The following is a 26,098-nucleotide window of genomic DNA, read 5'->3' as shown; positions in this document are numbered from 1 at the left end:
AGAACGAGGTCGGCAGCCTCGCGTTTGAATTCAGGGGAAAAGGTACGGCGTTGTTTGGTCATCTGACACCTCGTTCTGGCGAGCATTCTCGCCTAAATGGGTGTCCGGTTTCATTAGACCACTACATGAGCAATTGGATCAGGTCAAGGACGCCAATACCTTTCTGGCTTTTGCCCACGCCCTGGCGGAAGACAAATCGAATGGTGACTGGGAAAACGGGACGATAGAAGCCTTCCTAGACGGAGCTATTGCATGGGCCGAGGCCAGTAATTTTGGCGTCGATCAGGGGATTCAAGGCTCCAATCCTTGGCGGCAATTCGCTAATTTTTTGTACTGCGGAAAAATATACGAGTAAACAGGTGAAGTGTTTATTCGCTTTAAGCGTTGCGTCTAGGGGGTAGCCGAACGGGCTCGGCTCCACCTCACGATCGACCGATTCAGGTCGGTCACCGCCAATTTTAACTGGCTGTATTGGGTCGATTTTTGCCTGTCGGAACGGGATTAATCGGCCAAACCTGGCGGTGGTAGGTGGCCGAAAATGGCAGATCCAGGCAGGCGCCCTGTAGTGAGAACTTAATGCACGGATAGAACGGACTATTTCGACAGAAATTGTGAGGTGTCGTCCGCTACGTAGTAGAGAATGTACCCGGAATACACTAGAGAACCGGCAGCAACTTCCGCTTTGAAGCACTCTGTGAGTGCATCCTCATCAGCAAAACCGTATTCCGACAACTTGTCACCTGCGAAACTAGCAAGTCGCCACGCGTCGAAGCCACCGATCTCACCATGAGCCCCAAAGTCAAAGTCTACTGTACCTGTGGGGAGACTAACCGCGCAGCCATAGCCGTGCTTGAAGTAACGAACTCCGCCTTCTAACTCTCCGCGCTGAGGAATGTCAGTGCCCACCCAATCCATATTGGTCAAGGGCCGCGGAATACCAGACCGATGCATCATGTCCACAGCGGTGCCAACACTTGCTTGGTAGTCGCTGATCAAAATGGCGAGTTGGTTATTCATAAAGTCTCACGTTATAAGCAGCACTGAGTCCAGAGACCGCAGAGAGTAGCAGTCGACGCAACTGATGGGCAGCTCTTGGCCGATAGCAACCCTTCAAAAATAACGGACTTTCACCGAAAGCAGCTCCTCCATCCCCATCACTGATGAAACCTTCTCCCCAACGCATCCAACCGCACCGCAATCGGCGGCAACTGCTCGCTGCTCCTGGCCAACATCTCCACATCCTCTGCCGTGCTCTGCGCAATGCTCTGCACCGACTGCAAGCGTCCGACAATCTCCAGGTTCGCTGAAGTCTGTTCCCGCGTGGTGATCACAATCCGCCCATTCAGCGCATCGATCTGGCTGATGTCATTGCCCACCGCCCGTAGCATTTCCACCGCGAGTTGGCTGTCTTCCACGCAGCGTTCCACGCCCTGGCGGCTGTCGTGCATGGCTTCCACGGCCTGGCGGCTGCCTTGCTGCAGGCCCTCGATGATGGTTTTGATTTCCTGGGTGGAGACGGCGGTGCGTTGCGCCAGGCTGCGTACTTCGTCGGCGACGACGGCGAAGCCGCGGCCTTGTTCGCCGGCGCGGGCGGCTTCGATGGCGGCGTTGAGGGCGAGGAGGTTGGTCTGGTTGGCGATGCTGCTGATGACTTCCAGTACCGAGCCGATTTGTTCGGCCTTAACGGCCAGGCCTTGGACGGTGTGGTTGGTGCCTTCCAGGCGTGTGGCCAGTTGGGTGATTTCGTGTTGGGCGCGGCCGACGCTTTCCTGGCCGCGCAGGATTTGTTGGCTGGCGACGCCCGCGTGTTCAACCGCTTCTTCGACGTGCACCGTAATGTGGCCCATGGCGTCTTCCATGCGCTGCATGGAGTCGGTCATTTGCGCGATTTCGACCAGTTGGTGGCGCGCGCCTTTTTCCAGGGTGCCGCTGGCGTGGGCCAGTTCCTGGCCGAGTTGGCCGAGGCCGTGGGAGTCGCGGGCGACGCCGTCGATAAGGTGGGTGATCTGTTGCAGGAAATGGTCGAAGCGCTTGGCGAGGGATACGTGCACCTTGCCTTCACCTTTGGCGCTATCCACGGTGAATTGGGTGGTGACGGCGAGCATTTTTTCCAGCATTTCCTCGCTCTCCACCGCTTCGGCCTGGCTGTTTACCGCGAGGTAGAGCAGGGCGATGGTTTCCATCACCACGTAGAAGGCGTGGACGAACACCATGGTCCAACCGCCGTGATGCGCCATCACAAACACCGGGAAGCCTTGATGCTGCAATGCATGGAACACCACGTGGTGTACTGCAATCGTCAGTGCGGCCACCAGGATCGGCAGCCAGTCTCGATAGAACGTCAGTACCGCCAGCAGCGCGAAAATCCCGAAGTGCGCTTCGATCACGCCCTGGGCCTGGTTGATGTGCAGCGCCGCCATGACCATCAAGCCTGCGCCCAGTGCGCAACGCATCACCCGAGTGCCGCCGATGACGCGGTAGAGCGCGGTGAGCACGGCGCTTGTGCCTGCCCCCACGACAATCGCCTGGATCAGGGTGTCGTGCCAGAACGCCAGGCCGACGGAGAACAGGAACATCAGCCATATCAACGCCAGCATGATGCGGTCGGCCTTGCGGTAGTGCTCCAGGAAACGTGCGCGTGCGGGCATTCACTCTTACTCCATGTGGTCTGGCAAGGATCAAAGCATGCGGCGTGCCACTACGGCCCGCTGGTACAGAGCAAAGCAGGTATCAGGCACTTTGCAGGTGCAGGGAAACCAAAAAGCTTATCGGCATGGGGGGAGGGGACTTTAAGTGCGAACGCGTTCAGAGGGGGCAGACGACATTCCTGGTGGCAAGCGGGGGGGGAATGTGGGAGGGGGCTTGCTCCCGATAGCGGTAGCACAGTCACAGCATCATTGACTGACCCAACGCTATCGGGAGCAAGCCCCCTCCCACATTAGGACCCCCGTTCGCCAGGTGGATCAGAAGCTGTACTTGGCAGTCAGCATCATATTGCGTGGAGTGCCGTAGGCGTCGCCACCGTAGCTCACGGAGTTGGCGATGGTGGAGTAATAGCGGCGGTCGAAGATGTTGTTGGCGTTGAGCTGCAGGTCCAGGTGGTCGTTGACCCTGTAGCCGGCCATCAGGTCGGTGACGGCGTAGGCGCCCTGCTGTAGGCGATAGGTGCTGCCATCAGTCAGTTTGACGTCGTTGTACATGCGGCTCTGCCAGGAGATGTTGCCACCCACGCGCAGTTTCTCCAGCGGGCCCTGGAAGTTGTAGCGGGTGGTCAGCTTGAACAGGTGCTCCGGGGTGTCGGTGTCGTACTGCTTGTTGACCTTCTGCGGGTTGGCGTCGTCCTTGATGGTGTGGGTGCGGGCGTAGGTGTAGCCACCGCCGACCTGCCAGTTTTCGGTCAGCGCGCCTTGCAGTTCGAAGTCGATACCTTGGCTGCGAATCTCGCCGGAGGCTTCATAGCACTCGGTCTGCGGGCAGTTTTGCACGGTCACTTGCGTGGCGCGGTTTTCCTGGTCGACACGGAACAGCGCCACGCTCGCATTCAGCGCGCCACCCAGGTATTCGCCCTTGATGCCGACCTCGTAGTTCTTGCCGACAATCGGTTTGACCGGGGTACCGGACGTGTCCTTGGAGCTCTGCGGCGTGAAGATGTCGCTGTAGCTGACATAGACCGAGTGCTGGTCGTCCAGCTCGTAGATCAGCCCCGCGTAGCGCGTGAGGTTGCGGGTGACCTTGTAGTCGCCGGTGTTGTCGCCATGGGCATCGTAGTCATACCAGTCCAGGCGTGCGCCGAGGATCAGTTTCAGCGGGTCGGCCAGGCTCAGGCGCGAAGTCAGGTAGAAACCATCCTGGGTGGTGACTTCGCGGGTATCGGAGGTGTGGACGAAGTCCGGTTTGCCCGCAGTGAGCGGCCAGTTCATGTTGTAGGGGCTGTAGTCGTGGGTGGTCATGTCGTAGATGCGCCGGCTGGCACCCACCACCAGTTCATGGGTACGCCCGAATGCCTGGAACGGGCCGCTGGCAAAGGCGTCGACGCCGGCCTGGTTTTCGTCGTAGGCGGCCTGGTAGACAGTGCGCGCCAGGGTGTTGTTGACCCAGCGCGACTGGTAGGAGCCGGAGAACAACGCGTTCTGTTCGGCGTAGTTGGCGTTAACCTGAAGCTTCCAGTCATTGGCCAGGCGCTGGCGCAGTTCGGCGAAGACCGTGTTGATTTCCTGGTCTTTGTTCTCCCAGTCGGTGCCGGGGTTGTAGGAGCGCGGCAGGTCCAGGTGATGGCCGTCCTGGCCGATCATTGACGAGCCCCAGAAGTAGTTGGTCTTGTCCTTCTGGTTCGAGAAGCCGAGGGTCAGGCTGGTGTCTTCGCTCAGGTCGGCTTCGGTGACGGCGTAGAACAGGCCGTGATAGTCCTCGGCGTGGTCGATGAAGCTGTTGGCGTCACGGTAGGAGATGACCACTCGGCCGCGCCAGGTGCCGCTGTCGTTGAGCGGGCTGGAGGCGTCGAGTTCGCCACGGTAGTCATCCCAGCTGCCGGCAGCGCCGGTGAGGGTGACTTTTTGCTCGTCCAGCGGCCGTTTGCGGATCAGGTTGATGGCCGCCGAAGGATTACCCGCACCGGTCACCAGGCCGGTAGCGCCGCGCACGACCTCGACACGGTCGAACATCGCCAGGTTCGGCTGGGCGCCGACCGAAACCCCGTTATAGCCGCTGGGGATGCCGTCATACATCAGGTTGTCGATGTCGAAGCCGCGCGCGGTGTAGGACTGCCGGCCAGGTCCGCTGGAGTAATTAAGGAACAGCCCCGGCGTGGCGTTGACCACGTCGTTGATGCTGGTCATCGCCTGGTCATCCATGCGCTGACGGGTAATGACGGTGACCGCCTGCGGGGTTTCACGCAGGGTGAGGGGCAGTTTGGTCGCGGTCTTCATTGCGCCGGTGGTGTAGGACTGTGTGCCCTCGGTGGTTTCGCCCAACTGCTGCTCGCCGGAGATCTGGGTAGCACCCAGTTCCAGGGTGGTTGTCGGCGTCTGCGCGTCGGCAGCGAAGGCCGCGTGCGAGGTGGCGAGACAGACCGCCAACGCGATCAGACTGGGTGTAAAACCTTTACCGCTGTGTTGTTGCACAGACATGGAACGGACTCTCCCTTAAGTACCGTCCTTGGCGAATAATAAATCTGTTGATAATTATTCGCATTAGTTTGGCAGATTAAACCCGCAGGAAAAAGCCTTTGGGGATAATTAGTTAACGAATTTTTCACATCTTGAGGGCAGGCTTTTAGCCATCACCTGCCGTGCGCCATTTCTTCTTTAGCGCGCTCAATCGCGTTTTGGAATCGCCACCCGACTCGTCGCCTTCACCTCCCGCAACGCCAGGCTCGACTGGATCGACGCAATCCCCAACTGCCGCCGCAGCACGCTCTCCACAAACTCGCTGTAGCTGTCCAGGTCCTCTGCCAATACCTGCAACAGATAGTCGGCATCGCCGGTGATCTTGTGGCACGACAGCACCTGAGGCAGCTCTTTGACTACCGCTTCAAACGCATCCGGCGCATGGTCGGTGTGGATCGCAAAACGCACATGCACAAACGCCATGATGTCCAGGCCCAGCAGCTTGCGATCGAGGTTGGCCTGGTAGTCCTTGATCACGCCTTCTTCTTCCAGGCGTTTGCGCCGACGCCAGCAGGGGGTGAGGCTCAGGGACAGACGCTCGCTCAGTTGGGCGTTGGAAATACTCGCGTCTTCCTGCAGCAGGGCGAGGATGGAGAGATCGGTGTCGTCAAGAACGACCTGCTTGGTTTTATTTTTCATATTTGGCTATCACTGGGGTAAAAACACCCGATAAAGCTATCAGTGCCAGAAGTAAAAGCAAAGAAAGCCCTGCGCTGCCAGAACAAAATAGACCCTGTCTTTTACTGGCGGATGTATCCAAATGCTGACTGTTTTTAGTGATGACCACCGTTTGCACCACGGCACCGAACTCAAGGATGGCGTGCTCAAACCCTCATTCGAACAACCCAGCCGCGCCGACACCGTGCGTGACCGCGTCCGGCACGTTGGGCTGGGCGATATTATCGTGCCGCGCAGCTTTGATCGTGCCTGCTACGTCAACGCCCACAGCGAACGCTACGTCAGCTTCCTCGAAACCGCCTGGGCCGAATGGACCGCCATCGGCCGCAGCCATGACGCGCTGCCGCTGGTATGGCCGGTGCGCGACCTGGCCAATCAACAGGTGCCGGACTTTATCGACGGCAAGCTGGGCTTTTTCGCCATGGACGCCGGCTCGCCGATCACTGCCACTACCTGGCAGGCGGTCAAGACCAGCGCCGATATCGCGCTCACGGGGTTGGCGCTGATCGACGAAGGCCATAACAGCGCCTTCGCCCTGTGCCGCCCACCGGGGCACCATGCGGCCCGCGAATACATGGGCGGCTATTGCTACCTCAACAACGCCGCGATTGCCGCGCAACAGGCCATCACCCAAGGCGCCAAGCGCGTCGCGGTACTGGATGTGGATTTCCACCACGGTAACGGCACGCAGAATATTTTCTACGACCGTTCGGATGTGCTGTTTATCTCCCTGCACGGCGAGCCGTCGGTGTCCTATCCGTATTTTTCCGGTGCCCGCAGCGAGCGCGGCACAGGTGCGGGGGAGGGCTTTAACCTAAATTACCCCTTGCCCAAAAATACGACCTGGGATCACTACACAACCGCGCTGACCCACGCCTGCCAGCAACTCAAACACTTCGCCCCCGAGGTGCTGGTGATCTCCCTCGGCGTCGACACCTTCAAGGACGACCCCATCAGCCACTTCCTGCTCGACAGCCAGGACTTCCTCAGCATGGGTGAGCTCATCGCCGGCGTGGGCGTACCGACGCTGTTCGTGATGGAAGGCGGCTACATGGTCGACGAGATCGGCATCAATGCCGTCAACGTCCTGCACGGCTTCGAAAGCAAGACCGCCTGACCCCCATAACAACAAACGCTCGATTCTTTTTTTCTGCCAAAACTCAAAAACATAACAAGAGGTTTTGTGATGAAAACAACCACGTCCGGGCTGTGTGAAAAGCCTGCGTTGCAACGCACCCTGAGCAACCGCCATATCCAGCTGATGGCCATGGGCGGTGCGATCGGCACCGGCCTGTTCATGGGCTCCGGCAAGATCATCGCGCTGTCCGGTACCTCGATCATCCTGATCTACATGATCATCGGGCTGTTCGTGTATTTCGTGATGCGCGCCATGGGCGAGCTGCTGCTGTCCAACCTTAACTTCAAGAGCTTCGCCGATTTTGCCGGCGCGTACCTGGGGCCGCGCGCGGCGTTCTTTCTCGGTTGGTCGTACTGGCTGAGCTGGAGCGTGGCCGTGGTGGGGGATGCGGTGGTGGTCGGTGGCTTCTTCCAGTACTGGTTCCCTGATGTGCCGGCGTGGATGCCTGCCGTGGGCATGTTGCTGACGCTGTTCGCGCTAAACGTGCTGACGGTGAAGCTGTTTGGCGAAGTGGAGTTCTGGTTCGCAATCATCAAGATCATCGCCGTGGTGACCCTGATCGGCGTGAGTGTGGTGCTGATTGCCAGCTCGTTTGTCTCGCCCACCGGGGTCACGGCGTCCTTGAGCCACTTGCTGGATAAACAGGCGGCGTTTCCCAACGGCCTGTTCGGTTTTTTTGCCGGGTTCCAGATGGCGATCTTTTCCTTTGCCGGCACCGAGCTTATCGGCACCGCAGCGGCTGAAACCCGCGCGCCGGAGAAGACCTTGCCCAAGGCGATCAACTCGATTCCGCTACGGATCATCCTGTTTTACGTGCTGGCCCTGGCGTGCATCATCGCGGTGACGTCGTGGCAGCAGGTGTCGCCGAGCAAGAGCCCGTTCGTTGAATTGTTCCTGGTCGCTGGCTTTCCGGCGGCGGCGGGCATCGTGAACTTCGTAGTGCTGACATCGGCGGCGTCGTCCGCCAACAGTGGCGTGTTTTCCGCCAGCCGCATGCTGTTCGGCCTGGCCGACCTGGGGGACGCACCGGGCATTTTCCGGCGGCTGTCGACCAGCAGCGTGCCGTTTATCAGCCTGGCGTTTACCACCTTGTTGATGCTGCTCGGCCTGGTGTTGCTGTTTGTGGTACCGGAGGTCATGACCGCCTTCACGATCGTGTCGACGGTCTCGGCGATCCTGGTGATTTTCACCTGGTCGACCATCCTCGCGTCCTACATCGCCTACCGCAAAAAGCGCCCGGACCTGCATGCTAAATCCCTCTACAAGATGCCCGGTGGGGTGCCGATGGCCTGGTTTTCCCTGGGGTTCCTGGCCTTCGTGCTGTGCCTGCTGGCATTGCGGCCGGATACACGCTTGGCGCTGTGCCTGATGCCGGCCTGGTTTATCTGGCTAGCGGTGGCCTTTCAGTTTTCACGCTTCAAGGCCTCCGGCGCGGTCAACGCCGGTCAACGGTGATTCACACGGTCCTCAGAAGTCCATTTTCAGCCCAACCGTGCCTTGACGGCCGTTGAAGGTGTTGCTGTCGAGGTTGCGGTTGTAGCCCACCTCACCGTAAAGGCTGATGGCCGTGGCCACCTTCAGCGTGGCGCCGACACTCAGGTCCAACGTGGTGGATTTCTGCTCGGTATCGATGGCTGTCACATCGTTGAACGTCACGGTGTTCTGCCCGGCGCTGGTGTGCCAGACATTGGTCCGTACGTAGGGTTGCAGCGGCATGCCGCGCACTTGGTAGTCGCCGCGCAGGCGTACCCCCAGGCGGGTGGTGACGTTGGTGTCGGCGTCATAGGAGACGTTGGCGATACCGTCGTTTTGCTTATCCAGCCTGGTCTTGCCGACGATCAGTTGCGCCTGGGGTTCCACCACCCAGTTGTCCACCCACGCAAACGGCCAGCCGACTTCAGCGGACGCCGTGACGTTGTGCCCATGGGTGTCCATCTTCACACCGTGATCCGACTCGTTGCTGCCGTTGAAGCGGGTGCCCATCAACACCAGGTCGAGGTAGGCCTGGTTGGCCCCGATCAGCGTCCAGTACACCCCAAGGCTATCCCCGCGCAGGGTGGTCTTGCCGGCGTCCTTGTCTTGCCAGCCACCGTTGAAACCCTTGATGTTGCCTTTGAGGGTGCTGTGGCCAACAAAGAATCCGCTGCGTTGGGTCAGGCCATCGGCGTTGGTGCTGGCGTATACGTCGCTGCCCACCTGGAAACCCGTCACCGAGCTGTCCAGCGTAGGGCTGACCGTCCCAGAGAAACCCTGGCGGCTGCTGGTGCCATAAACCCGACCCCAACCTGCTGGAAATGCACCGGTTTGCTGCTGCTGGCTCTGGTCACCCATGCGCTGGTGAAAAGTGCCGAGCATACCCTGCACGATTTGCTGGGCGGCCGGAAACAGCGCGGCGTAGATCGGCACTTCCGGACGGTAAATGGGGATGGGTGTCGTGCCGGGGTTGGGCGGCAGTGGCGGGTCACCGGGAACGGGGATGGGTAACGGCACGACGATCACCGGGTCAGGCGGCACCACCGGTATCGTTGAACGCAGGTAGTAGTTGTCGGCCGTGCCGGCCGTCACGCCGCCCTTGAACAGGTAGTAGTCGAACGCGCCGGCAGACACCGGGCGGCCGAGGGTAAAGGCGCTGCCACTGTTGGTTGCACCGTTGAGGGCCTGCACCACCTGGATACCGTCTTGCAGGGTCGCCGCGCCGGCACCGCCCAGGTTAGTGACGATGATAGCCGTGTCGCCGCTGAGGGTGCCTTGGTTGACGATCAGTTTGTCGCTGGGCGAGCCATCGCCGCCCAAGACACTTTGCAGCGCGAGTTGACCACCGCTGCCGCTGTAGTGACCATTGACCGTCAGGGTGTCGGTGGCGATGGAGCTGCCGGTAGTCATGTCGATCCGGCCCTGGTTGTTGTTCAACGTCGCCAACTGGCCCACGGTGAAGGAGCTGATGACCCCTGTGCTGACCAGCAGCGCACTGCCGCCATGAATGTTCAGGGTGCCGGTACCGGTGGCGGTATCGCCAAGGGTGAATGTGCCGCCAAGGGTCAGTTGCGAGCGGTTATCCAGGTTCACCGTTTCCCAGTTCTGGTACCGCGTCGGCGTGCCGACCTGGGTGTTATCGAACGTCAGGGTATCCAGGCCCAGGCCACCGTCCACCACCGGGGTAGGGGACACGATGGCTTCAGTCAGGTTCTGTAGCAGGGCGGTATCGTTATCGCCGCCCATCAGCACCGCCGAATTGATCTGGCCGCCGTCGCGCCACTCGAGGATGTCGTTGCCAAAGCTGGTAAGAACTTGCCCATTCACCGTACCACCGGTGATGGTAACGTTATCGACGCCGCCACTGGTGCTGATATTGCCGCCAATGGAACTGTTGCCCGAGATCAGGACGGAGTCGTCGCCGAACCCTGTCACCAGGTTGCCCACGATGGTGCCTCCGCGCATATCAAACACGTTGTCGTCGAGCTTCATGTCGACACGGCCGATGCTGCCGCCGGTCATCAGCGCCACGTCGCCATCTTCAAAGGCTCCGGTGATGGTGCCGGCGCTCATAGTGAAGTGGTCGATGCCGTCCCCTTGGAGGAGTGCGCTGATCGTGCCGCCGCTCATTGAGAACGTGTCGGCTCCGGCACCCTGGCTGATGCTGGCGGCTTGCCCACCGCTTATTTGGACGATGTCGTTACCTGCGCCTTGCAAAATCGCGCTGTTGACCCGCCCTTGAAACAGCCGAAAGATATTTGCGCCATCCCCCATGTTGACCCCGCTGGTGGTGATTACTCCGTTCAGTGCATTCATCTCGATCAAGTCATTGCCAGGGCCGTAACCCACGCCCAGTACGCTGCCGTTGCCTGACGAAAAGATCAGGCTGTTGTTGCCCTGCGTATCTACGAGATTGCCGCCGGCACCACTGGTGCAGTTAATCACGTCATCGCCTGCGGTGATTGTAAAGGCGCAGGCATTCGCCCTGTCAGAACCGATAGACAGCCATGATGTCGCGGCAATCGCTACGCTCAGGCAAGCCAGGGGGGGAAGTCGTTTGCTCATGATCCATCCTCGCTCAACTCGACCTATCTCGACGGTGCCTGGTGACAGGCACGGTTAAGACCATGGCAACGATAAACGCGATACGGATCAGGAACGGCGGGATACCTGGATCTGAAAACACCGGCCAATGCAAAGGGTTGGCATGGCTTTCTCGACTGCACCTCAACCTGTGCAGCACTTTTTGCACCTTAGACGCACATCATGGCGAGCGCTACTGTCAGAAATAACAGGTACAGACGAGTGGGCGTTTACGCAAACACAATCTCGTAAGGCTCGCGCATACGTTCAAGCAGCTCCTGGGCCAGGATCGGTGCCAGGCCGATCTGCGGGTCGCCCGCCAATTGGCTGGCATACGCATGGACGGCGTGGAGCTTGCGCGCCACGCTCCAGATGTCCAGGCGCACCTTGCGTGCGCGCTGCCAGGGGATCATCGCGCCTTCGCGTGCGGGCCAGTGCCAGGCCCGGATCGGCAGTTCATACAACTGCGCACCCACCAGGGTGCAGGCCTTGGCACTGGCACGGCCGACGGCATCGTGGTCGGTGTTGCCGTCGTTGCGCCAGGTGGTAAACACCACATCGCCCGGTTGCAGGTAACGCGCGATAAATTGGCTCAGCTGCGGTTCACGGGTTGCCAGCGCGTTGTCGCAAAAACCGCCGCGAATCCACTTCAGGCTGTGCAGGGGCATGCCCAGGCGGCGCAGTGCTTCGGCGCTTTCCTGGGGCCGCACGACACTCAGGCGGCTGGCCGGCCAGACGTGCGAGCCGGGGTGGCTGGCGCTGCCGTCCGTGATGGAGATCAGTTGCAGGGGATATTCCAGGGTGCTGAGCAATTGCAGTAACCCGCCGCAGGCCAACACTTCGTCGCCGGGGTGGGGCGCAATCACCACTACGCGGGCGCCAGGCGGCACCAGTGAGGTCGGCGTGATCGGGGGAATTTGTGCCAGCTGTGGTGCGCTGTTCCAGATTTGCGCGGGGCCGCGGCGGCCGTCGCTTAAGGAGGCAAGCTTCATGGGTGACACATCCTTGTCAATTGATGCTGGGTCGTGGCCCGTTGACGGGACGACTCTATTTATTCACCACAGACTCCGCCGCGGTGTGTGCGTGGCAATCCAATCCTGAATGACCAGCAAGGCACCCTCAGCATAGACAAGGATTGGTCATTTTTACATTCTGTAATGTCGTTTTTTCAAGAAGGGATCATCAGGCTCTTCAAATAATCGCCGAATCCGCCTTGGGCGCGGGCCTCCAGGCGCGCGCTGGTGATGACTTGCGGCGCGTGGCTCCAGGCGATGGAAGCGCCGCAGCGTTCGAGGTCGCGCACCAGTTGCACATCTTCATGACACGGCAGCGGTTCGAACCCACCGGCGCGAACATAAGCACCGGCACTGATGCCCAGGTTGGCGCCATGGATATGCCGGTGATCGTCGCGGGCCTGGTATGCCTGCTGGTAACGGATCTGCGCCGCCGGGTCGAAGTCGTCGCTCCAGGCGTCCACGGTCACCGTACCGCACACCGCGTCGGCGCCGAGTGCCAATTGCGCCACCAGCCAATCGGGGGCCACGCGGCTGTCGGCGTCGGTGCACGAAATCCAGCGTACACCCTGGTTGAGCAGATGCCGCGCGCCCACCCCGCGCACGTGGCCCACATTGCGGGCCTGCACCTCCAGACGCTGCACCGGGAAACCTTCGGCAATCGCGGCACTGGCATCGCTGCAACTGTCGAGCAGTACCAGGATCTGCACCGCTTCACCCTGCAAGCCTGGGTGGCTGGCGGCGACCAATGCTGCCTCCAGGCAGTCGCCGAGCAACGTCTCTTCGTTATGCACCGGGATCAGAATGCCGATCATCGCAAGCCCTCGAGGGTGGCGACCGAAGTGCCGTCGCGGCTCCACAGGTCGAGCAGGAAATCGGGTTCGTGGTGCGTCGCGACCAAGGGCATTGCCAGCCGTTCATGGAGCAGGCCGTGTACCTGTTCGGCGGTCTGCGGGCAACCTTCGATAGCCGGGCGCCAATGGCAGGCCAACACCTGGCCGTTGGCGGTCAGGCTGTTGAGGGCGCGGTCGATCAAGTGGCGCAGGTCATCGGCGTCGAGGTAGTAGCACAGCTCGCTCAATACAATCAGCTCGAACTCGCCTGTCGGCCATTGCTCGGGCAAGCGGCCCTGTTGCACCTGGGCGTGGGCAAAGCCCAGCAGGCGGCTGCGCGCCAGGGCGACGGCAGCCGAGGCGGTGTCGCAACACAACAGGCGATCACAGCGTGGCGCCAGCTCAAAGCTCAATTCGCCATTGGCACAACCGGGTTCGAACACCGAGGCATAGCGCGGCCGGGTCAACAGCGCCAGGGTCAGCGCGCGTTTGCGTCGCTCATACCAGCGTTGGCGAAAGGCCCAAGGGTCGTCGTTACCGGCAAACAGTTGATCGAAATAGGGCGTCGCCACACTCATACAAATACCACTTCAAAAGGTTGTAGCAGGCGCTCCACCACATAGGGCGCGAGCACCGGCGGCAGGCCGATGTGCGGGTCACCCTCCAGTTGGCTGGCAAACGCATGGATGGCGTGGCGCTTGCGCGCGACGGCTTCGCAGGTCAGCGGGATTTTGCGCGCGCGGTGCCACGGCACCAGGCTGTTTTCGGGGGACGCCCAGTGCCAGGTCCACACCGGCAGTTCGTACAGCGTTGCACCCACCGCCTGCGCCGCCTTGGCGCTGGCACGGCCAACCGCTTCATGGTCGCAATGGCCGTCTTCCCGCCAGGTGGTGAACACTACATCCGTGGGCTTGAGGTGGCGCTGGATAAAAGCACTGAGCTGTTCTTCCCGCGCCGCCACCTGGCTGTCGGTGAAACCGGCCCGCAACCATTTCAGGCTGTGCAACGGTACACCGAGGCGATGCAGGGCCTGCGCCGATTCCTGCGGGCGTACCACGCTCAAGCGCTCCACCGACCAGTGGGTGGAGCCCGGATGGCTGGCGCTGCCATCGGTCACCGAAATCAATTGAATGGGCCGGTCCAGCGCCGCCAAGCCTTGCAGCAGGCCGCCGCAGCCCAACACTTCGTCGTCCGGGTGCGGGGCGATGATTACGGCGCGCTGGCCCTCGGGCACCAACTGTTCGACGCTGATCGTCGGCAGGTCGGCCATCAGCGGCGAGTCCTGCCAGCGATGCAACGGTGTGCCCTGGCCAACGATGGGGTTGGGTTTCATAGCTGCCACCTCCCTGAGGATTCGCCGGCAACCCGTTCACCGAGGGCCGCGAGGTCACGCTCGGCATGGCTTTGGCGTACATACACCGGCAGGTCCGCCATCAACTGGGCAAAATGCCGGTCCTTGCAATACGGCCCCGCGCCCACAGCCCGGCCAACATGGCGGATCACCTGTTCAACGCTGTCTTCGACACAGGCCCGGGCCTGCTGGGCCAGTTGTCGGGCATCGGCCTTGGGCGTGCGATCCACCTGTTTGGCGCTGGCCCGCAGCACACACGCGGCGCTGTGCAGCGCACTGTCGACCGCGCCAAGGTGGGCGAGGGCATGGGGCTCCGGGCGCTTGCGGCAATGATCGCGCAAGGCTTCAGCCAGGCGTTGTGCAGCACCGTACCAGCAGGCCGCGATACCGATTCCGCCGTGCCAGAACCCAGCGCGAGCGAGGTAGTCGCCGGGGCCACCGACCGCAATCCCACTGGCGCCGTCGAATATGACCTCGACGCTGCCGGTGGCCGCCATACCCACTGCGTCCCAACCCTCGTCTGTAACGCTGACGCCGGGTTGGTCCATTTGCACCGCGACCAGTTGCTGGCGCCCCAGATCATCCCAGGCCGTCAACAACCCATGGGTGACCACGGCTGCGCCGGAGCACCAGGCTTTACGCCCTTCCAGGCGCAAGCGTCGACCGTCCTGGCGCACCTGGACTTTGGCGTTCGGCGGTTCCGCGGCCCACATGCCCCAGATGCTGCCCAGCGGCGGCAACGAGCAGTTGAGTTCGGCCATGATTGCCAACGCATCGGTGTGGCCTTCGAACAACTTGCACAGGCGCAGGTCATGGCTGGCCACCTGCGCCAGCTGACTGAGCCGCACCAACGTCTGGCCGCTGCCGGGCAGGGGCAGTTGGTCCAGCCCCTCCCTCTGGAGCGCCTTCAGGACCTCGCCGAGGGCCTGCGTGTCCGCGTAGCCCTCGTAGTCTTGAAGTAATGCATGCAACGCCATGTCACACCTCGTCGTCACGCTGCAGTTCGAACAGCAGCAGCGAGCGGCCGGTCACGCCGTACTCGTGCTCGAACTCAAAGCGTTCCTGGCCACGTACTGCCGGTTCGTTGGTGTCGAGCATGCAGGTCCAGAACTCTCCCTCCGGCACCGGTGGCAGGCGGAAATTGACCATGTCGTGGTGCGCATTCACCACCAGCAGCAGGGTAGCGTCGGCGCCGGCACGGCGGATCCCGGTTTCCTGGGCGCGGCCATCCATCAGCATGCCCAGGCAACGGCCGTGGCTGTCTTCCCACTGTTCGGTGGTCATCTCATTGCCGTCCGGCGACAACCAGGTGACGTCCTTCACGCCGATATCTTCGTTGTAGTCGCCCACCAGGAAGCGCCCACGACGCAGGATCGGATAGGCCAGGCGCAGCTTGATCAGGCGCTTGACGAACTTGAGCAGCGCCTTGCCGTCGTCGTCCAGTTCCCAATTGACCCAGCCGATCTCGCTGTCCTGGCAGTAGGCGTTGTTGTTGCCGTGCTGGGTGCGGGCGAATTCATCACCGGCCACGATCATCGGCGTACCCTGGGCCAACAGCAGCGTGGCAAAGAAGTTGCGCATCTGACGCAGGCGCAGTGCGTTGATTTCCGGGTCGTCGGTAGGGCCTTCGACGCCATGGTTCCAGGACAGGTTGTTGTTGCTGCCGTCCTGGTTGTTCTCGTCGTTGTCTTCGTTGTGCTTGTCGTTGTACGACACCAGATCATGCAGGGTGAAACCGTCGTGGGCAGTGATGAAGTTCACCGAGCTGTACGGGCGGCGACCGCGATGGTTGAACATCTCGCCCGAGGCGGTCATGCGCCCGGCGAAGTCTGCCAACTGGCCGTCATCGCCTTTCCAGAAGGCGCGCACGGTGTCGCGGAAACGGTCATTCCATTCAACCCAGCCCGGTGGGAAGTTGCCCACCTGGTAGCCACCGGGGCCGCAGTCCCAAGGCTCGGCGATCATTTTCAGCTGGCGCAGCACCGGGTCCTGGCGGCAGGCCACGAGGAAGCTGTGGCGCTCGTCAAAACCGTCGCGGTAGCGGCCGAGAATGGTCGCCAGGTCGAAGCGGAAACCGTCGACGTGCATCTCGGTGGCCCAGTAACGCAGGGAGTCGGTGACCATCTGCAGCACGCACGGGTGGCTCAGGTCGAGGGTATTGCCGGTGCCGGAATCGTTGATGTAGAAGCGCTTGTCGTCGGGCATCAGCCGGTAGTAGGAGGCGTTGTCGATGCCGCGCATGGACAGGGTCGGGCCGCGCTCGTTGCCTTCGGCGGTGTGGTTGTAGACCACGTCGAGGATCACTTCCAGCTTCTGCTCGTGCAGGTGCGCGACCATCTCTTTGAACTCGGCGATCTTGCCGCTGGCCAGGTAGCGCGGGTCAGGGGCGAAGAACGCAATGCTGTTGTAGCCCCAGTAGTTGGTCATGCCTTTTTCCAGCAAGTGCTGGTCGTTGACAAAGGCGTGCACCGGCAGCAGTTCCACGGACGAAATGCCCAACTGGCGGATGTGCTTGAGCACGTCATCTTCCATCAACCCGGCACAGGTGCCGCGCACCGATTCACCCACCGAGGGGTGGCGCATGCTGATGCCGCGCAAGTGGGTTTCGTAGATGATCGTACGGTCCCACGGCACCCGCACCGGCTGGTCGTTGCCCCAGGTGTGCGCCGGGTCGATGACCTTGCATTTGGGCACGAATGGCGCGCTGTCACGTTCGTCGAAACTGAGGTCGTCATCCGGGTGGCCGATGGTGTAGCCGAACAGCGCTTCGGACCATTTGAGTTCGCCCACCAACTGTTTGGCGTAGGGGTCGATCAGCAATTTGTGGTGGTTGAAACGATGACCATTGGCCGGGTCATAGGGCCCGTATACACGGTAGCCGTAGATCAGCCCAGGGTGGGCGTCGGGCAAGTAACCGTGGAAAATTTCGTCGGTGTATTCGGGCAATTCGATGCGCTCGAGTTCCACTTCGCCGCTGTCGTCGAACAGGCACAGTTCGACTTTCTCGGCGTTGGCCGAGAACAGCGCAAAGTTGACACCCAGGCCATCCCAGGTCGCGCCGAGGGGGAAGGGCAAACCTTCACGAATCCGCGACGGCTCGTTACCCGGCGTCGATGGGGTCTTATGGGGTTTGCTCATTTTGTTGCTCCTGCAAGGCTATTTTTTTTCGGGCCGAACGCGGCCCTGCTGACGAGTTTTCAGCGGATGAGAAGAAGAGTGAAATCGCCTTTTGCCGACAGCGCCGGCAAAAGGTTCGTGGCCCCGTGCGCGTTAAGCCTTGGGCTTTTTCGGCGCTGGCGGCTTCTTGGCCGCCGGGGGCGCCGGTTTGCTTGCGGCGGGCGCCGGTGGCTTGGCCTTCGCCGCAGGCTTGGGTGCGGTCTTGGGCTTGGCGGCGGGCTTGGGTTTGCTCGGCGTCAGCGCTTCGGCTTCGGCCAGCTTGCGCGCCATCTCCCAGTGGCGCGCGTCTTCCCCGTGGGGTTTACCTTCAGACTCCCAGATCTGATGCGCCAGTTCGCGTATGCGTTTGTCTTCAGTACTCATCACAATGCTCCTCACAGAAAATTTTCAGCTTTCTTGATCATCAGGATTGATAAAGACATTGACCGGGAAATCCCCCAGGGCAGTGCTGATCAACAGCTCCTTGTCTGGTGTGACTGCGCCTGTATGAAAAAGTCCCTTCCAGTTTTGCGTTGGCGCGGCGAACGGTAATTTCACCCGTGTATCGCCCCAAACCCGCGCATTGATCTGGGGATGCACACCGTTTTCAAGCAGGTGATAAGGCCAACGTGGCACCACCACCAGCAGGCGTTTGCCCTGGTGTTCACGGCAGAACGCGACCACCCGCTCGGCGTGTTCGCCGACGACTTCCAGCGGTGTATAGCGGCCGCTGCGGAACACGTCCGGATGGGCCTTGCGCAAGGCCAGTACTTGGGCGATCAATGCCTGTTTGATACGCCCGTCACGCCAGTTGAACAACAGTTCGCCGATGTCCGGCGGGGTGTTGAGTGCGTGTTGCCGCGCGGTGAAATCCACCGGGCGACGGTTGTCCGGGTCCACCAGGCTGAAGTCCCAGAACTCATCGCCCTGGTACAGGTCCGGCACACCCGGCACGGTAATGCGAAGCAAGGTTTGCGCCAGCCCGTTTACCGCGCCGGCGGGGGCGATGGCCTGGGCGGCGCTGCCGATTGCGCTGCGCAGCGGCCGACCTTCCTCAGTCAGCAGCAGGCGTGTAAGAAACGCCTCGACGCCTTGTTCATAGGCCTCGTTGGGCGCGCTCCAGCTGCTCTGCAACTTGGCTTCGCGCAGGGCTTTTTGTTGCCACTGCCACAGACGCTGGTGATACCCCTCGACGTCCTCGGCCTGGTCCAGCGGCCAACTGCCCAGCAACACCTGATACAGAATCAGCTCATCGCCGGCCGACGGTGTGGTCGCGTCGTCGCGCAACGGCGCTGCCAGGGTGCGCCAATGCTCCACTTGCTCGACGTACCACGGCGCGCACTCGCTGAGCACGGCCAGGCGCGCACGGGTGTCTTCGCCGCGCTTGTGGTCATGGGTGGCGGTAGCCAGCAAGTTGTCGGGGAAACGCTGCAAACGCTGTTGGTTGACGGCATGAAACTCGGCCAGCGGCGCGCAGAACTGCTCGGTGCTGAAGCCCACGTCGTTGCGCGACAGCAGCACGGCCGAGCGGTAGAACGCGGTGTCTTCCACGGCCTTGGCCGCAGCCGGCGAGGTCAGTTGCTGGAAGCGCACGCAGGCATGCTTGAGGATCTTGCGCTCACGGCCCACCGGGCGATTGCGCCAGGGTTGGCCGCCGAGCCATTTTTCCAGATGTTCGAGCACCGGCCAGTCGCCCTCGCCGAGGGTCGTGCGGGCACCGTCCATGGCCTGCTGGAACACCGTGTCGTCATCGGCGCTACGGCCCCGGGCGCTGATGTAAGTGCGGTACACCGGGAAATGCACGATCAGTTCCTGCAACGCGCGGCGGATCGCGCCGAGGGTCAGGTCGCGGGTCATCACGTCGTCGCGGGCTACTTGTAACAGGGCCTGGGCCACGCTTTCAAAGTCGCCGCCCAAGGAACCGTTGAGGATTTGCTGGCGGGCCAGCCGCGCCTCTTCGATAAACGCTGAAGGCCGTTCGCTATGGCGCGTCCATAAGTCCGCCAGTGGCGCAAAGCCCTCGGGATGGTGTTGCAGCAGCGACAGTTGGTTCATGAATTCGTAGCCGGTGGTGCCGTCCACCTGCCAGTCGCGCCGCAGGGTTTCGCCCTCACCGAGGATCTTTTCGACGAAGATCGGCAAGTGCCGTTCGGGCGACAACGCGTCCACCCGACGGCGCAGCTTGCGGCAATAACCGCGTGGGTCGGCCAGGCCGTCGATGTGGTCGATGCGCAGGCCATCCACCAGGCCTTCGCTGATCAGTTCGAAGATCTTGCCGTGGGTGGCTTCGAACACCGCCGTGCGTTCGACCCGCAGCCCGCCCAGTTCGTTGACGTCGAAGAAGCGCCGCCAGTTGATGTCGTCCGCCGCCGTGCGCCAGCTGGCCAGGCGGTAGGCCTGTTGCTCCAGCAGGTGATGCAGGCGTTGGAAACCCTCGGGTGTGCGTGCGTCGAACTCGGTCAGCCGCTGTTCGATGACCTCCAGGACTTCGGTGGCGCGCTCGGCCAATACCTGCTTGAGCCAGGCGGCTTCGGCATAGGCGTCATCCTGATAGGCGAGGGCGCTGAAGCGGTCGGCCAGGGGTTTGAGTCGTTCATCGGAGCCGAGGATCGCCGCGTAATCCCGTGGGCAGATCGGGAAGCGGTGTTCGTAATGCTCAACGTAAAACGCACCGTGGGTTGCATCGAAATGCAGCGTCAGCGTGCCGCTCTGCAAGGCTTCGCCGTAGTCGCTGCCGAGGAAGGGCATGAGCAATTGGCCCTTGAGCAGCGGGTCGGGCGAATGCCACTGGATGTCGAAGAACTCGCTGTAGGGGCTCAGGCGCCCCCATTCCAACAGGTCCAGCCACCAAGGGTTGTCGGCGCCGCCCACAGCCATATGGTTGGAGACGATATCGAGGATCAGCCCCATATCGTGTTCACGCAGGGCCGCGACCAGACGGCGCAAGGCCGGTTCGCCGCCCAACTCGGGGTTGACGCTGGTGGGGTCGACCACATCGTAGCCGTGCATGGAACCGGCGCGGGCGCTCAACAAGGGCGAGGCATACAGGTGGCTGATGCCCAATTGCGCGAAATACGGTACCAGGGGGACCGCGTCATCCAGGGTGAAACCTTTGTGGAATTGCAGGCGCTGGGTAGCGCGCAGGGGCAGGGCTTTCATCGGTCACGCTCATAGGCTTGGTTGCGCGCGACTGCCAGCAGTTCGAGGCGGCGCCCGGCACCGGCGTTGTCGAGCAGGCTGGAGGCCTCGCCCGGTAAACGGCGGCGCCAATTAGGGTGGGTATCGGTAGTGCCGGGCAGGTTGGCTTGTTCTTCGAGGCCCAGCGCGTCTTCCAGCGGCAACAGCACCAGCGGCGCACGGGTGTGGCCGAGGTAGCGCACGCTGGCGTCGATCATGTGGTCGGTTTCGTTGCGGATCTCATCGACGAAGTTCTGCGGGTCCTGGCTCAATGCCTGGCGCAGCGCCTGGCGTTCACGCAAGCGGTGTTCGCTCCATTGCTCCACGGTGGGCGCATCGATCAGGCCCAACTGGACGTTCCAGTCGATATCGCGGCTGTGCCACCAACCGTTGAGGGTCGGCAAGTCGTGGGTGCTGGTGGTGGCCAGGGCGTTGTCCGGCCAGTCGAGGATCGGCTTGAACTGGCCGTCGTGGCCTTGTTCGAAGAGCAGCACGCGCATGCCGAGGATCGAGCGGGCGATGAGTTTTTCGCGCAGCCCATCGGGGACCGTGCCCAGGTCTTCACCGAGCACGATGGCCTGGTGGCGGTGAGATTCCAACGCCAGCAGGCGCAACAGGTCGTCCACCGGGTAATACAGGTAAGCGCCCTCGCGTGGCGAGGCGTCCATGGGGATCACCCACAGGCGTTGCAGGCCCATCACATGGTCGATGCGCAAGCCGCCGGCATGGGCGAAGTTGGCCCGCAGCATCTCGATAAAGGCGCGGAAGCCGTTGCGCTTGAGGCCTTCGGGCGAGAATGCAGAAATGCCCCAGCCTTGGCCGGCGCGATTAAGGATGTCGGGCGGCGCGCCCACGGTTAGGTCGGCCAGCAACTCATCCTGGCGGCTCCAGGCCTGGCTGCCACCGCCGTCGGCGCCGACGGCCAGGTCAGCGATCAAGCCAACGCCCATGCCACTGCCTTTGGCGGCTTGTTGGGCGCGCTCCAGGCAACGGGCGATCAGCCATTGGCCGAAGGCGTAGAAGCCGATCTCGGCGTGGTGCTCTTCGGCGAACGAAGCCAGAGCAGGGCTCTGCGGCGAACGCCACTCTTCAGGCCAGTGGCGCCAGTCCAGGTCCTCGCCCGCAGCGGCGCGCACAGCCTGTATGGCTTCGAAGCGGCAATGGTTTTCCAAGGCTTCGCCGCCGGCCTGGCGGAAACTCAGAAAGTCCGCGTGCTGCGGGTGATGGCCGTGGCGGAAGTCTTCATACAGCGCGCGCAACAGGCGCTGTTTGGCCTGGGCGGCGACGGGCCAGTCGATCAGGGTGTGCTGTTCCAGCGCGTGCAACTCTTCTTCCAGGCCAATGGCTTCAATCGCATTGCGCACCTCACGTTCACCCAAAATACAGGCGGGCGAGGCATACAGGCTGTTGAGGAACAGTCGGCTGGACGGCGAGTACGGGCTGTAGCGCTCGGTGTCGGCGCTGAACATCGCGTGCGTCGGGCTGATCGCCAGGGCATCGGCGCCGCGTTCGGCGGCGGAACGGGCCAGGTGTTCCAGGGCCAGGGTGTCGCCGAAACCGCCATCGCCCAAACGGCGCAGGGAGTACAGCTGGGCGCTCAGGCCCCAGGCGCGGGCGGGCCGGTTGTCCACCGCTTCGGCCACGCTGTAGCAATGGCTGGGTGCGACCGCGAGGGTGAAGCTTTGGTCGTTGATATGCACCTGGTGGTAGCCCAGGGCGATAACGCCGGGCAACACCGAGTCGCCGTCGAGGCGCAGCTCCAGGGCCTCGCCGTCTTCGAGGTTGACTCGGCACAGGGTGTCGGGCTCGAAGTAGCGTGCGAGGTCGAGGCCTTCACCGCTGTCGACGGTCATCAGGGGCGGCAGGTGTTTGTCTTGTTGTACGCGCTCCAGTTCAAGCAGGCTGGCGTTGATGTCGGCATCGTTGCCGGCCGGGTGGCCCAGGCCTTTGAGAACCGCGCGCAAGGCGTCGGGTGTCACTCGTTGCGGGCGGCCGTTTGCGTCGATCCAATCGACGGCCAGGCCCGCGCGGCTGGCGAGGATTTCCAGGTTCGCTTCGCTCAAGGCTGCTCTCCAACAGGGGATAGGGTGACGCGGGCGCTGAAGGGCGGCAGTTGCGTACCTTGCAGGGCCGGCGTTTGAAACAGGACCGGCGCGTTCGCCGGGTGATCCAGCGGCGTGGCGCTCAGGTTCAGGTCGATCTGCAACAGGCTGCCATTGCCCAGGCGCCAGCGCGCACTGACGGCGCTGTCGGCCAGCACCTGCGCACCCAATGCCCGAGCGCCAGGCAGGTGCGGCACGATATGCCGGTGGCGCAGGCTGAGCAGTTGGCGATAGAGCTGGGCGTGTGGGTGGTCGGCGATCACCGGGGCCGACTGCTCGAATGTCGACAGCGCGTTGGGATCCGGGATGCGTTCACGTCGCTCGGGATCGTGGAACGCGGCGAAGTCGGCAAACTCGTTGCGCCGGCCCTCACGTACCGCTTCGGCCAGTTCGCCGTGGTGATCGGTGAAAAACAGGAACGGCTCGCGCGCGTTCACTTCATCGCCCATGAACATCAGCGGAATCATCGGCGACAGCAGCAGCAGGGCGGTCGCGGCCTCGAGCGCTTGTGGCGAGCAGAGCTGGTGCAGGCGTTCGCCCAGGGCGCGGTTGCCGATCTGGTCGTGGTTCTGCAGGAAGGAAACAAACGCCGTGGGCGGCAGTTCACCGCTCGGCTCGCCACGTTCATGACCATGACGGGTAGTGTGGCCCTGGTAGATAAACCCTTCGCCCAGGCAACGGGCGAGTTTGGCCGTGGGGTCTTGGGCAAAGTCGCTGTAATAGGCATCGGTTTCGCCGGTCAGCAACACGTGCAGCACGTTATGGAAGTCATCATTCCATTGCGCGTCGAAATCCTCCTTGAGCAGGCTGGCCTGGTTCAGCTCGTTTTCCAGCACCAGCCACACATGCCGCCCGATGTCCGACTGCTGGCGTACGCGATGCGCGAGTTCCTGGAGGAAACCGGGGTTGTCGATGGCGTGCACCGCGTCCAGGCGCAGGCCGTCGAAGCGGTACTCGAGCAGCCACATCAGCGCGTTATCGAGGAAGAAATTCCGTACTTCACGCCGCTCGAAGTCGATACCGGCGCCCCACGGCGTGTGCACGTCTTCCTGGAAGAAGCCCTTGGCGTATTGGCCCAGGTAATTGCCGTCAGGGCCGAAGTGGTTGTAGACCACGTCGAGGATCACGGCGAGGCCGTGCTCATGGGCACTGTCAATCAGGTGTTTGAGTTGCTCGGGGGAGCCGTAGGAGGATTGCGGTGCGTAGGGCAGCACGCCGTCATACCCCCAATTGCGCTCACCGGGAAATTGCGCCAGCGGCATCAATTCGATCGCGGTAAAGCCCAGCTCAGCCAGGCGTGGCAGGTGTTTTTCGACTTCGGCGTAGCCGCCCATCGCGCCTACGTGCAGTTCGTAGATCACGGCTTCGTGCCAGGGGCGGCCTTGCCAATTGGCGTGGCGCCAGGAGTAGGCGAGCGGGTCGACTACCAGGCTCCAGCCATGCACATCCGAGGCCTGGGCCCTGGACGCGGGGTCGGGAACCTCCATTTCCCCATCGATGTTGTAGCGGTAGCGCGTGCCCGCCGGGCACTTCACTTCGGTCTCGAACCAGCCATCTGCCTGGGGCAGCATGGCGATGGATTTACCGTTTTCCAATTCAACGCTGACATAAAACGCGTCTGGCGCCCACAAGGCAAAACGCGTGTGTTGCGCGTCCAGCATGATTGCGCCGTGGGGCCAGGTTTCCAAAGTCCGTAACGGCATCTATGAAGACCTCCCTTGATTATTTAGTCGAATTCCCCAAGGCCTTGGCGACCAGTTGTTCATACAGCTCGGCGTAGGGTTCCACCGCCTGGCACCAGTTGAAGGGTTGGGTCATGGCGCGGCTGCGCATGGCGTTGAGCAGGCCTTTATTGGCGAATACCCGGAACGCGCGGCTCAGGGCTTCTTCGTAGCTTTCTACCGTGGACTCATTGAACAGGAAGCCGGTGACGCCATTCTCGATGGTGTCCGCCAGCCCGCCGGTATTGCGTGCCACCGGCAGCGAACCGAAGCGTTGGGCATACATCTGGCTCAGGCCGCAAGGCTCGTAACGCGAAGGCATCAGCAGGAAGTCACTGCCGGCGAACATGCGGCGCGCGTCGGTCTCGTTAAAGCCGATGCGTACACCGACCTGGCCGGGGAAGCGCAACGCCAGTTCGCGCATGGCCTGTTCTTCTTCCGGCTCGCCGCGACCAATGATGGCGATCTGGCCACCGTTCTCGACGATAAAGCTGGCCACCGCTTCGGTGAGGTCCAGGCCTTTTTGGTAAACCAGGCGCGAGACCACGGCGAACAGCGGGCCGCTGGAGTCATGCAGGCCGAACAGTTCGCGCACGTGGTCGGCGTTGATGGCCTTGCCTTCCCAGTCGCCGATATTGAAGTTGTGGGTCAGGTGCGTGTCGGTGGAGGTTTCCCAACTTTCATCGATGCCGTTGGGGATACCACTGAGCAGGCCTTGCTGGGTCTTGGCGGCGAGGAAACCGTCGAGGCCGCAGCCGAATTCCGGGGTGGTGATTTCCTGGGCGTAAGTCGCGCTCACGGTGGTGATATGGCTGGAATACGCCATGCCGGCCTTGAGGAACGACATCTTGCCGTAGAACTCCATGCCTTCCTGCTGCAGCGCGTGGGGCGGAATCCCCAACTCCGGCGTCGAGGCCAGGCTGACCACGCCCTGATAGGCGAGGTTATGAATGGTGAACAGGGTCGGTGTGCGTGACCCACGCCAGTGCATATAGGCGGGTGCCAGGCCGGCGGGCCAGTCGTGGGCGTGCACCAGGTCCGGGCACCAGTGGATCTGCGCGAGGTTGGCGGCCATGTCGGCAGCGGCCAGGCCCAGGCGGGCGAAGCGAATATGGTTGTCCGGCCAGTCGCGGCCGTTGTTGGCGCCGTACGGCGTGCCTTCGCGCTCGTAGAGCTCGGGGCAGATCAACACATAGATGACCAGGCCGTCCTTGAGGTCCATGCGCCCGATCTTGCACGGCGGCAGCGCGGCGTGGCCACCCAGTTCACCGATGATATGGATCGGGTTGTCGCTTTCCATCACCTGCGGGTAACCGGGGATCAGGACGCGCACATCGTGCAAGTGGGCCATGGCGCGGGGCAGGGCCGCGGACACGTCGCCCAGGCCACCGGTTTTCACCAGGTCGGCAAACTCGGAGGTGACGAACAATACCTTCTTTCGATTGGGATTATTACTCACGATCGGCCGCACAGTGTTGGGCAGGTCGGCCAGTGACGTTGGCCCCTCTGCCGCCTTACTAAAACGCTCTCCCTGAGTATCTACAGCGGCACTGATCATAGTTCTCTCCCAATGTTGGTTGGCTAATGGCCCGCTGCCACTAGCTCCGAAGACCGCATCCTGCGGCCAGGCGCACAAGCGCTATACAAACTGGCAAGGCTTATGCCAGTTGCACGGTCGGCTTAAATAGATTGGATAGACGGGCATCGG

19 protein-coding genes are annotated in these 26,098 nt (G+C 62.1%); 3 read left to right on the top strand and 16 right to left on the bottom strand.

What is annotated here, in order from left to right; genetic code table 11:
* The first annotated feature begins 133 nt into the window (after positions 1-133).
* Positions 134-355 carry a DUF7660 family protein gene (locus FIV39_RS31015; RefSeq protein ID WP_244176302.1) on the top strand — a complete coding sequence of 74 codons (222 nt, stop codon included), beginning with the start codon at positions 134-136 and terminating at the stop codon, positions 353-355.
* 239 nt (positions 356-594) lie between these two features.
* Here FIV39_RS31015 and FIV39_RS31010 read toward each other — a convergent pair whose 3' ends face one another.
* From FIV39_RS31010 to FIV39_RS30995, 4 genes are all read right to left on the bottom strand, one after another.
* Positions 595-1,017 carry a DUF6896 domain-containing protein gene (locus FIV39_RS31010; protein WP_046488807.1) on the bottom strand — a complete coding sequence of 141 codons (423 nt, stop codon included), beginning with the start codon at positions 1,015-1,017 and terminating at the stop codon, positions 595-597.
* Positions 1,018-1,154: 137 nt separating this feature from the next.
* Complete coding sequence (locus FIV39_RS34160) at positions 1,155-1,847, bottom strand: methyl-accepting chemotaxis protein (protein ID WP_244176483.1); 693 nt, start codon at positions 1,845-1,847, stop codon at positions 1,155-1,157.
* A 1,116-nt stretch (positions 1,848-2,963) separates the two neighbouring features.
* On the bottom strand, positions 2,964-5,126 hold the full coding sequence (locus FIV39_RS31000; RefSeq protein ID WP_090403677.1) for a TonB-dependent siderophore receptor: 2,163 nt from the start codon (positions 5,124-5,126) through the stop codon (positions 2,964-2,966).
* A gap of 186 nt (positions 5,127-5,312) precedes the next feature.
* Positions 5,313-5,804 carry an Lrp/AsnC family transcriptional regulator gene (locus FIV39_RS30995; RefSeq protein WP_090403679.1) on the bottom strand — a complete coding sequence of 164 codons (492 nt, stop codon included), beginning with the start codon at positions 5,802-5,804 and terminating at the stop codon, positions 5,313-5,315.
* 121 nt (positions 5,805-5,925) lie between these two features.
* Between FIV39_RS30995 and FIV39_RS30990 the strand changes: the two genes are divergently transcribed.
* Complete coding sequence (locus tag FIV39_RS30990) at positions 5,926-6,960, top strand: histone deacetylase family protein (RefSeq protein WP_090403681.1); 1,035 nt, start codon at positions 5,926-5,928, stop codon at positions 6,958-6,960.
* A gap of 69 nt (positions 6,961-7,029) precedes the next feature.
* Positions 7,030-8,436 (top strand): amino acid permease, encoded by a 1,407-nt coding sequence (locus FIV39_RS30985; RefSeq protein ID WP_090403683.1) that lies wholly within the window; start codon positions 7,030-7,032, stop codon positions 8,434-8,436.
* Between the two features lie 12 nt (positions 8,437-8,448).
* Here FIV39_RS30985 and FIV39_RS30980 read toward each other — a convergent pair whose 3' ends face one another.
* From FIV39_RS30980 to glgA, 12 genes are all read right to left on the bottom strand, one after another.
* Entirely contained in the window at positions 8,449-11,019 is a 2,571-nt protein-coding gene (locus tag FIV39_RS30980; protein ID WP_090403685.1) for an autotransporter family protein, read from the bottom strand.
* A gap of 248 nt (positions 11,020-11,267) precedes the next feature.
* Complete coding sequence (locus FIV39_RS30975; protein WP_090403687.1) at positions 11,268-12,029, bottom strand: PIG-L deacetylase family protein; 762 nt, start codon at positions 12,027-12,029, stop codon at positions 11,268-11,270.
* A gap of 176 nt (positions 12,030-12,205) precedes the next feature.
* Positions 12,206-12,865 (bottom strand): glycosyltransferase, encoded by a 660-nt coding sequence (locus FIV39_RS30970; RefSeq protein ID WP_090403688.1) that lies wholly within the window; start codon positions 12,863-12,865, stop codon positions 12,206-12,208.
* Entirely contained in the window at positions 12,862-13,461 is a 600-nt protein-coding gene (locus FIV39_RS30965) for an SAM-dependent methyltransferase (RefSeq protein WP_090403689.1), read from the bottom strand. Before FIV39_RS30965 ends, FIV39_RS30970 begins: the two co-directional genes overlap by 4 nt.
* Positions 13,458-14,216, bottom strand: coding sequence for a PIG-L deacetylase family protein (locus tag FIV39_RS30960; RefSeq protein WP_090403691.1), 759 nt, complete (start codon positions 14,214-14,216; stop codon positions 13,458-13,460). Before FIV39_RS30960 ends, FIV39_RS30965 begins: the two co-directional genes overlap by 4 nt.
* Positions 14,213-15,211 carry an acyl-CoA dehydrogenase family protein gene (locus FIV39_RS30955; protein WP_090403694.1) on the bottom strand — a complete coding sequence of 333 codons (999 nt, stop codon included), beginning with the start codon at positions 15,209-15,211 and terminating at the stop codon, positions 14,213-14,215. The genes FIV39_RS30960 and FIV39_RS30955 overlap by 4 nt, the downstream gene beginning before the upstream one ends.
* Before the next feature lies 1 nt (position 15,212).
* Entirely contained in the window at positions 15,213-17,372 is a 2,160-nt protein-coding gene (gene glgX / locus FIV39_RS30950; protein WP_090403696.1) for a glycogen debranching protein GlgX, read from the bottom strand.
* A gap of 132 nt (positions 17,373-17,504) precedes the next feature.
* The gene (locus tag FIV39_RS30945; RefSeq protein WP_065925222.1) at positions 17,505-17,774 is read right to left on the bottom strand and encodes a DUF2934 domain-containing protein; all 270 of its coding nucleotides are present in this window, start codon (positions 17,772-17,774) and stop codon (positions 17,505-17,507) included.
* A 24-nt stretch (positions 17,775-17,798) separates the two neighbouring features.
* Positions 17,799-20,549: a malto-oligosyltrehalose synthase gene (locus FIV39_RS30940; protein ID WP_090403698.1), complete on the bottom strand. Its 2,751-nt coding sequence runs from the start codon at positions 20,547-20,549 to the stop codon at positions 17,799-17,801.
* Positions 20,546-22,630 carry a 4-alpha-glucanotransferase gene (gene malQ / locus FIV39_RS30935; RefSeq protein WP_090403700.1) on the bottom strand — a complete coding sequence of 695 codons (2,085 nt, stop codon included), beginning with the start codon at positions 22,628-22,630 and terminating at the stop codon, positions 20,546-20,548. Before malQ ends, FIV39_RS30940 begins: the two co-directional genes overlap by 4 nt.
* Positions 22,627-24,372, bottom strand: coding sequence for a malto-oligosyltrehalose trehalohydrolase (treZ, locus tag FIV39_RS30930; protein ID WP_090403702.1), 1,746 nt, complete (start codon positions 24,370-24,372; stop codon positions 22,627-22,629). Before treZ ends, malQ begins: the two co-directional genes overlap by 4 nt.
* 19 nt (positions 24,373-24,391) lie before the next feature.
* Complete coding sequence (gene glgA, locus FIV39_RS30925) at positions 24,392-25,948, bottom strand: glycogen synthase GlgA (RefSeq protein WP_090403704.1); 1,557 nt, start codon at positions 25,946-25,948, stop codon at positions 24,392-24,394.
* Positions 25,949-26,098: the final 150 nt, after the last annotated feature.

Origin of the sequence: Pseudomonas grimontii (assembly GCF_007858185.1) — a bacterium.
Taxonomy (GTDB): Bacteria; Pseudomonadota; Gammaproteobacteria; order Pseudomonadales; family Pseudomonadaceae; genus Aquipseudomonas; species Aquipseudomonas grimontii.
The sequence above is the reverse complement of the archived record's forward strand: the minus strand, read 5'-3'. Positions and strand labels throughout refer to the sequence as shown.

What these genes read in the sequence shown, in the direction of transcription:
- FIV39_RS31010 (WP_046488807.1), bottom strand. Translation starts at nt 1,017, where the DNA reads ATGAATAACCAACTCGCCATTTTGATCAGCGACTACCAAGCAAGTGTT.
- FIV39_RS34160 (WP_244176483.1), bottom strand. Translation starts at nt 1,847, where the DNA reads ATGGGCCACATTACGGTGCACGTCGAAGAAGCGGTTGAACACGCGGGC.
- FIV39_RS31000 (WP_090403677.1), bottom strand. Translation starts at nt 5,126, where the DNA reads ATGTCTGTGCAACAACACAGCGGTAAAGGTTTTACACCCAGTCTGATC.
- FIV39_RS30995 (WP_090403679.1), bottom strand. Translation starts at nt 5,804, where the DNA reads ATGAAAAATAAAACCAAGCAGGTCGTTCTTGACGACACCGATCTCTCC.
- FIV39_RS30990 (WP_090403681.1), top strand. Translation starts at nt 5,926, where the DNA reads ATGCTGACTGTTTTTAGTGATGACCACCGTTTGCACCACGGCACCGAA.
- FIV39_RS30985 (WP_090403683.1), top strand. Translation starts at nt 7,030, where the DNA reads ATGAAAACAACCACGTCCGGGCTGTGTGAAAAGCCTGCGTTGCAACGC.
- FIV39_RS30980 (WP_090403685.1), bottom strand. Translation starts at nt 11,019, where the DNA reads ATGAGCAAACGACTTCCCCCCCTGGCTTGCCTGAGCGTAGCGATTGCC.
- FIV39_RS30975 (WP_090403687.1), bottom strand. Translation starts at nt 12,029, where the DNA reads ATGAAGCTTGCCTCCTTAAGCGACGGCCGCCGCGGCCCCGCGCAAATC.
- FIV39_RS30970 (WP_090403688.1), bottom strand. Translation starts at nt 12,865, where the DNA reads ATGATCGGCATTCTGATCCCGGTGCATAACGAAGAGACGTTGCTCGGC.
- FIV39_RS30965 (WP_090403689.1), bottom strand. Translation starts at nt 13,461, where the DNA reads ATGAGTGTGGCGACGCCCTATTTCGATCAACTGTTTGCCGGTAACGAC.
- FIV39_RS30960 (WP_090403691.1), bottom strand. Translation starts at nt 14,216, where the DNA reads ATGAAACCCAACCCCATCGTTGGCCAGGGCACACCGTTGCATCGCTGG.
- FIV39_RS30955 (WP_090403694.1), bottom strand. Translation starts at nt 15,211, where the DNA reads ATGGCGTTGCATGCATTACTTCAAGACTACGAGGGCTACGCGGACACG.
- glgX (WP_090403696.1), bottom strand. Translation starts at nt 17,372, where the DNA reads ATGAGCAAACCCCATAAGACCCCATCGACGCCGGGTAACGAGCCGTCG.
- FIV39_RS30945 (WP_065925222.1), bottom strand. Translation starts at nt 17,774, where the DNA reads ATGAGTACTGAAGACAAACGCATACGCGAACTGGCGCATCAGATCTGG.
- FIV39_RS30940 (WP_090403698.1), bottom strand. Translation starts at nt 20,549, where the DNA reads ATGAAAGCCCTGCCCCTGCGCGCTACCCAGCGCCTGCAATTCCACAAA.
- treZ (WP_090403702.1), bottom strand. Translation starts at nt 24,372, where the DNA reads ATGCCGTTACGGACTTTGGAAACCTGGCCCCACGGCGCAATCATGCTG.
- glgA (WP_090403704.1), bottom strand. Translation starts at nt 25,948, where the DNA reads ATGATCAGTGCCGCTGTAGATACTCAGGGAGAGCGTTTTAGTAAGGCG.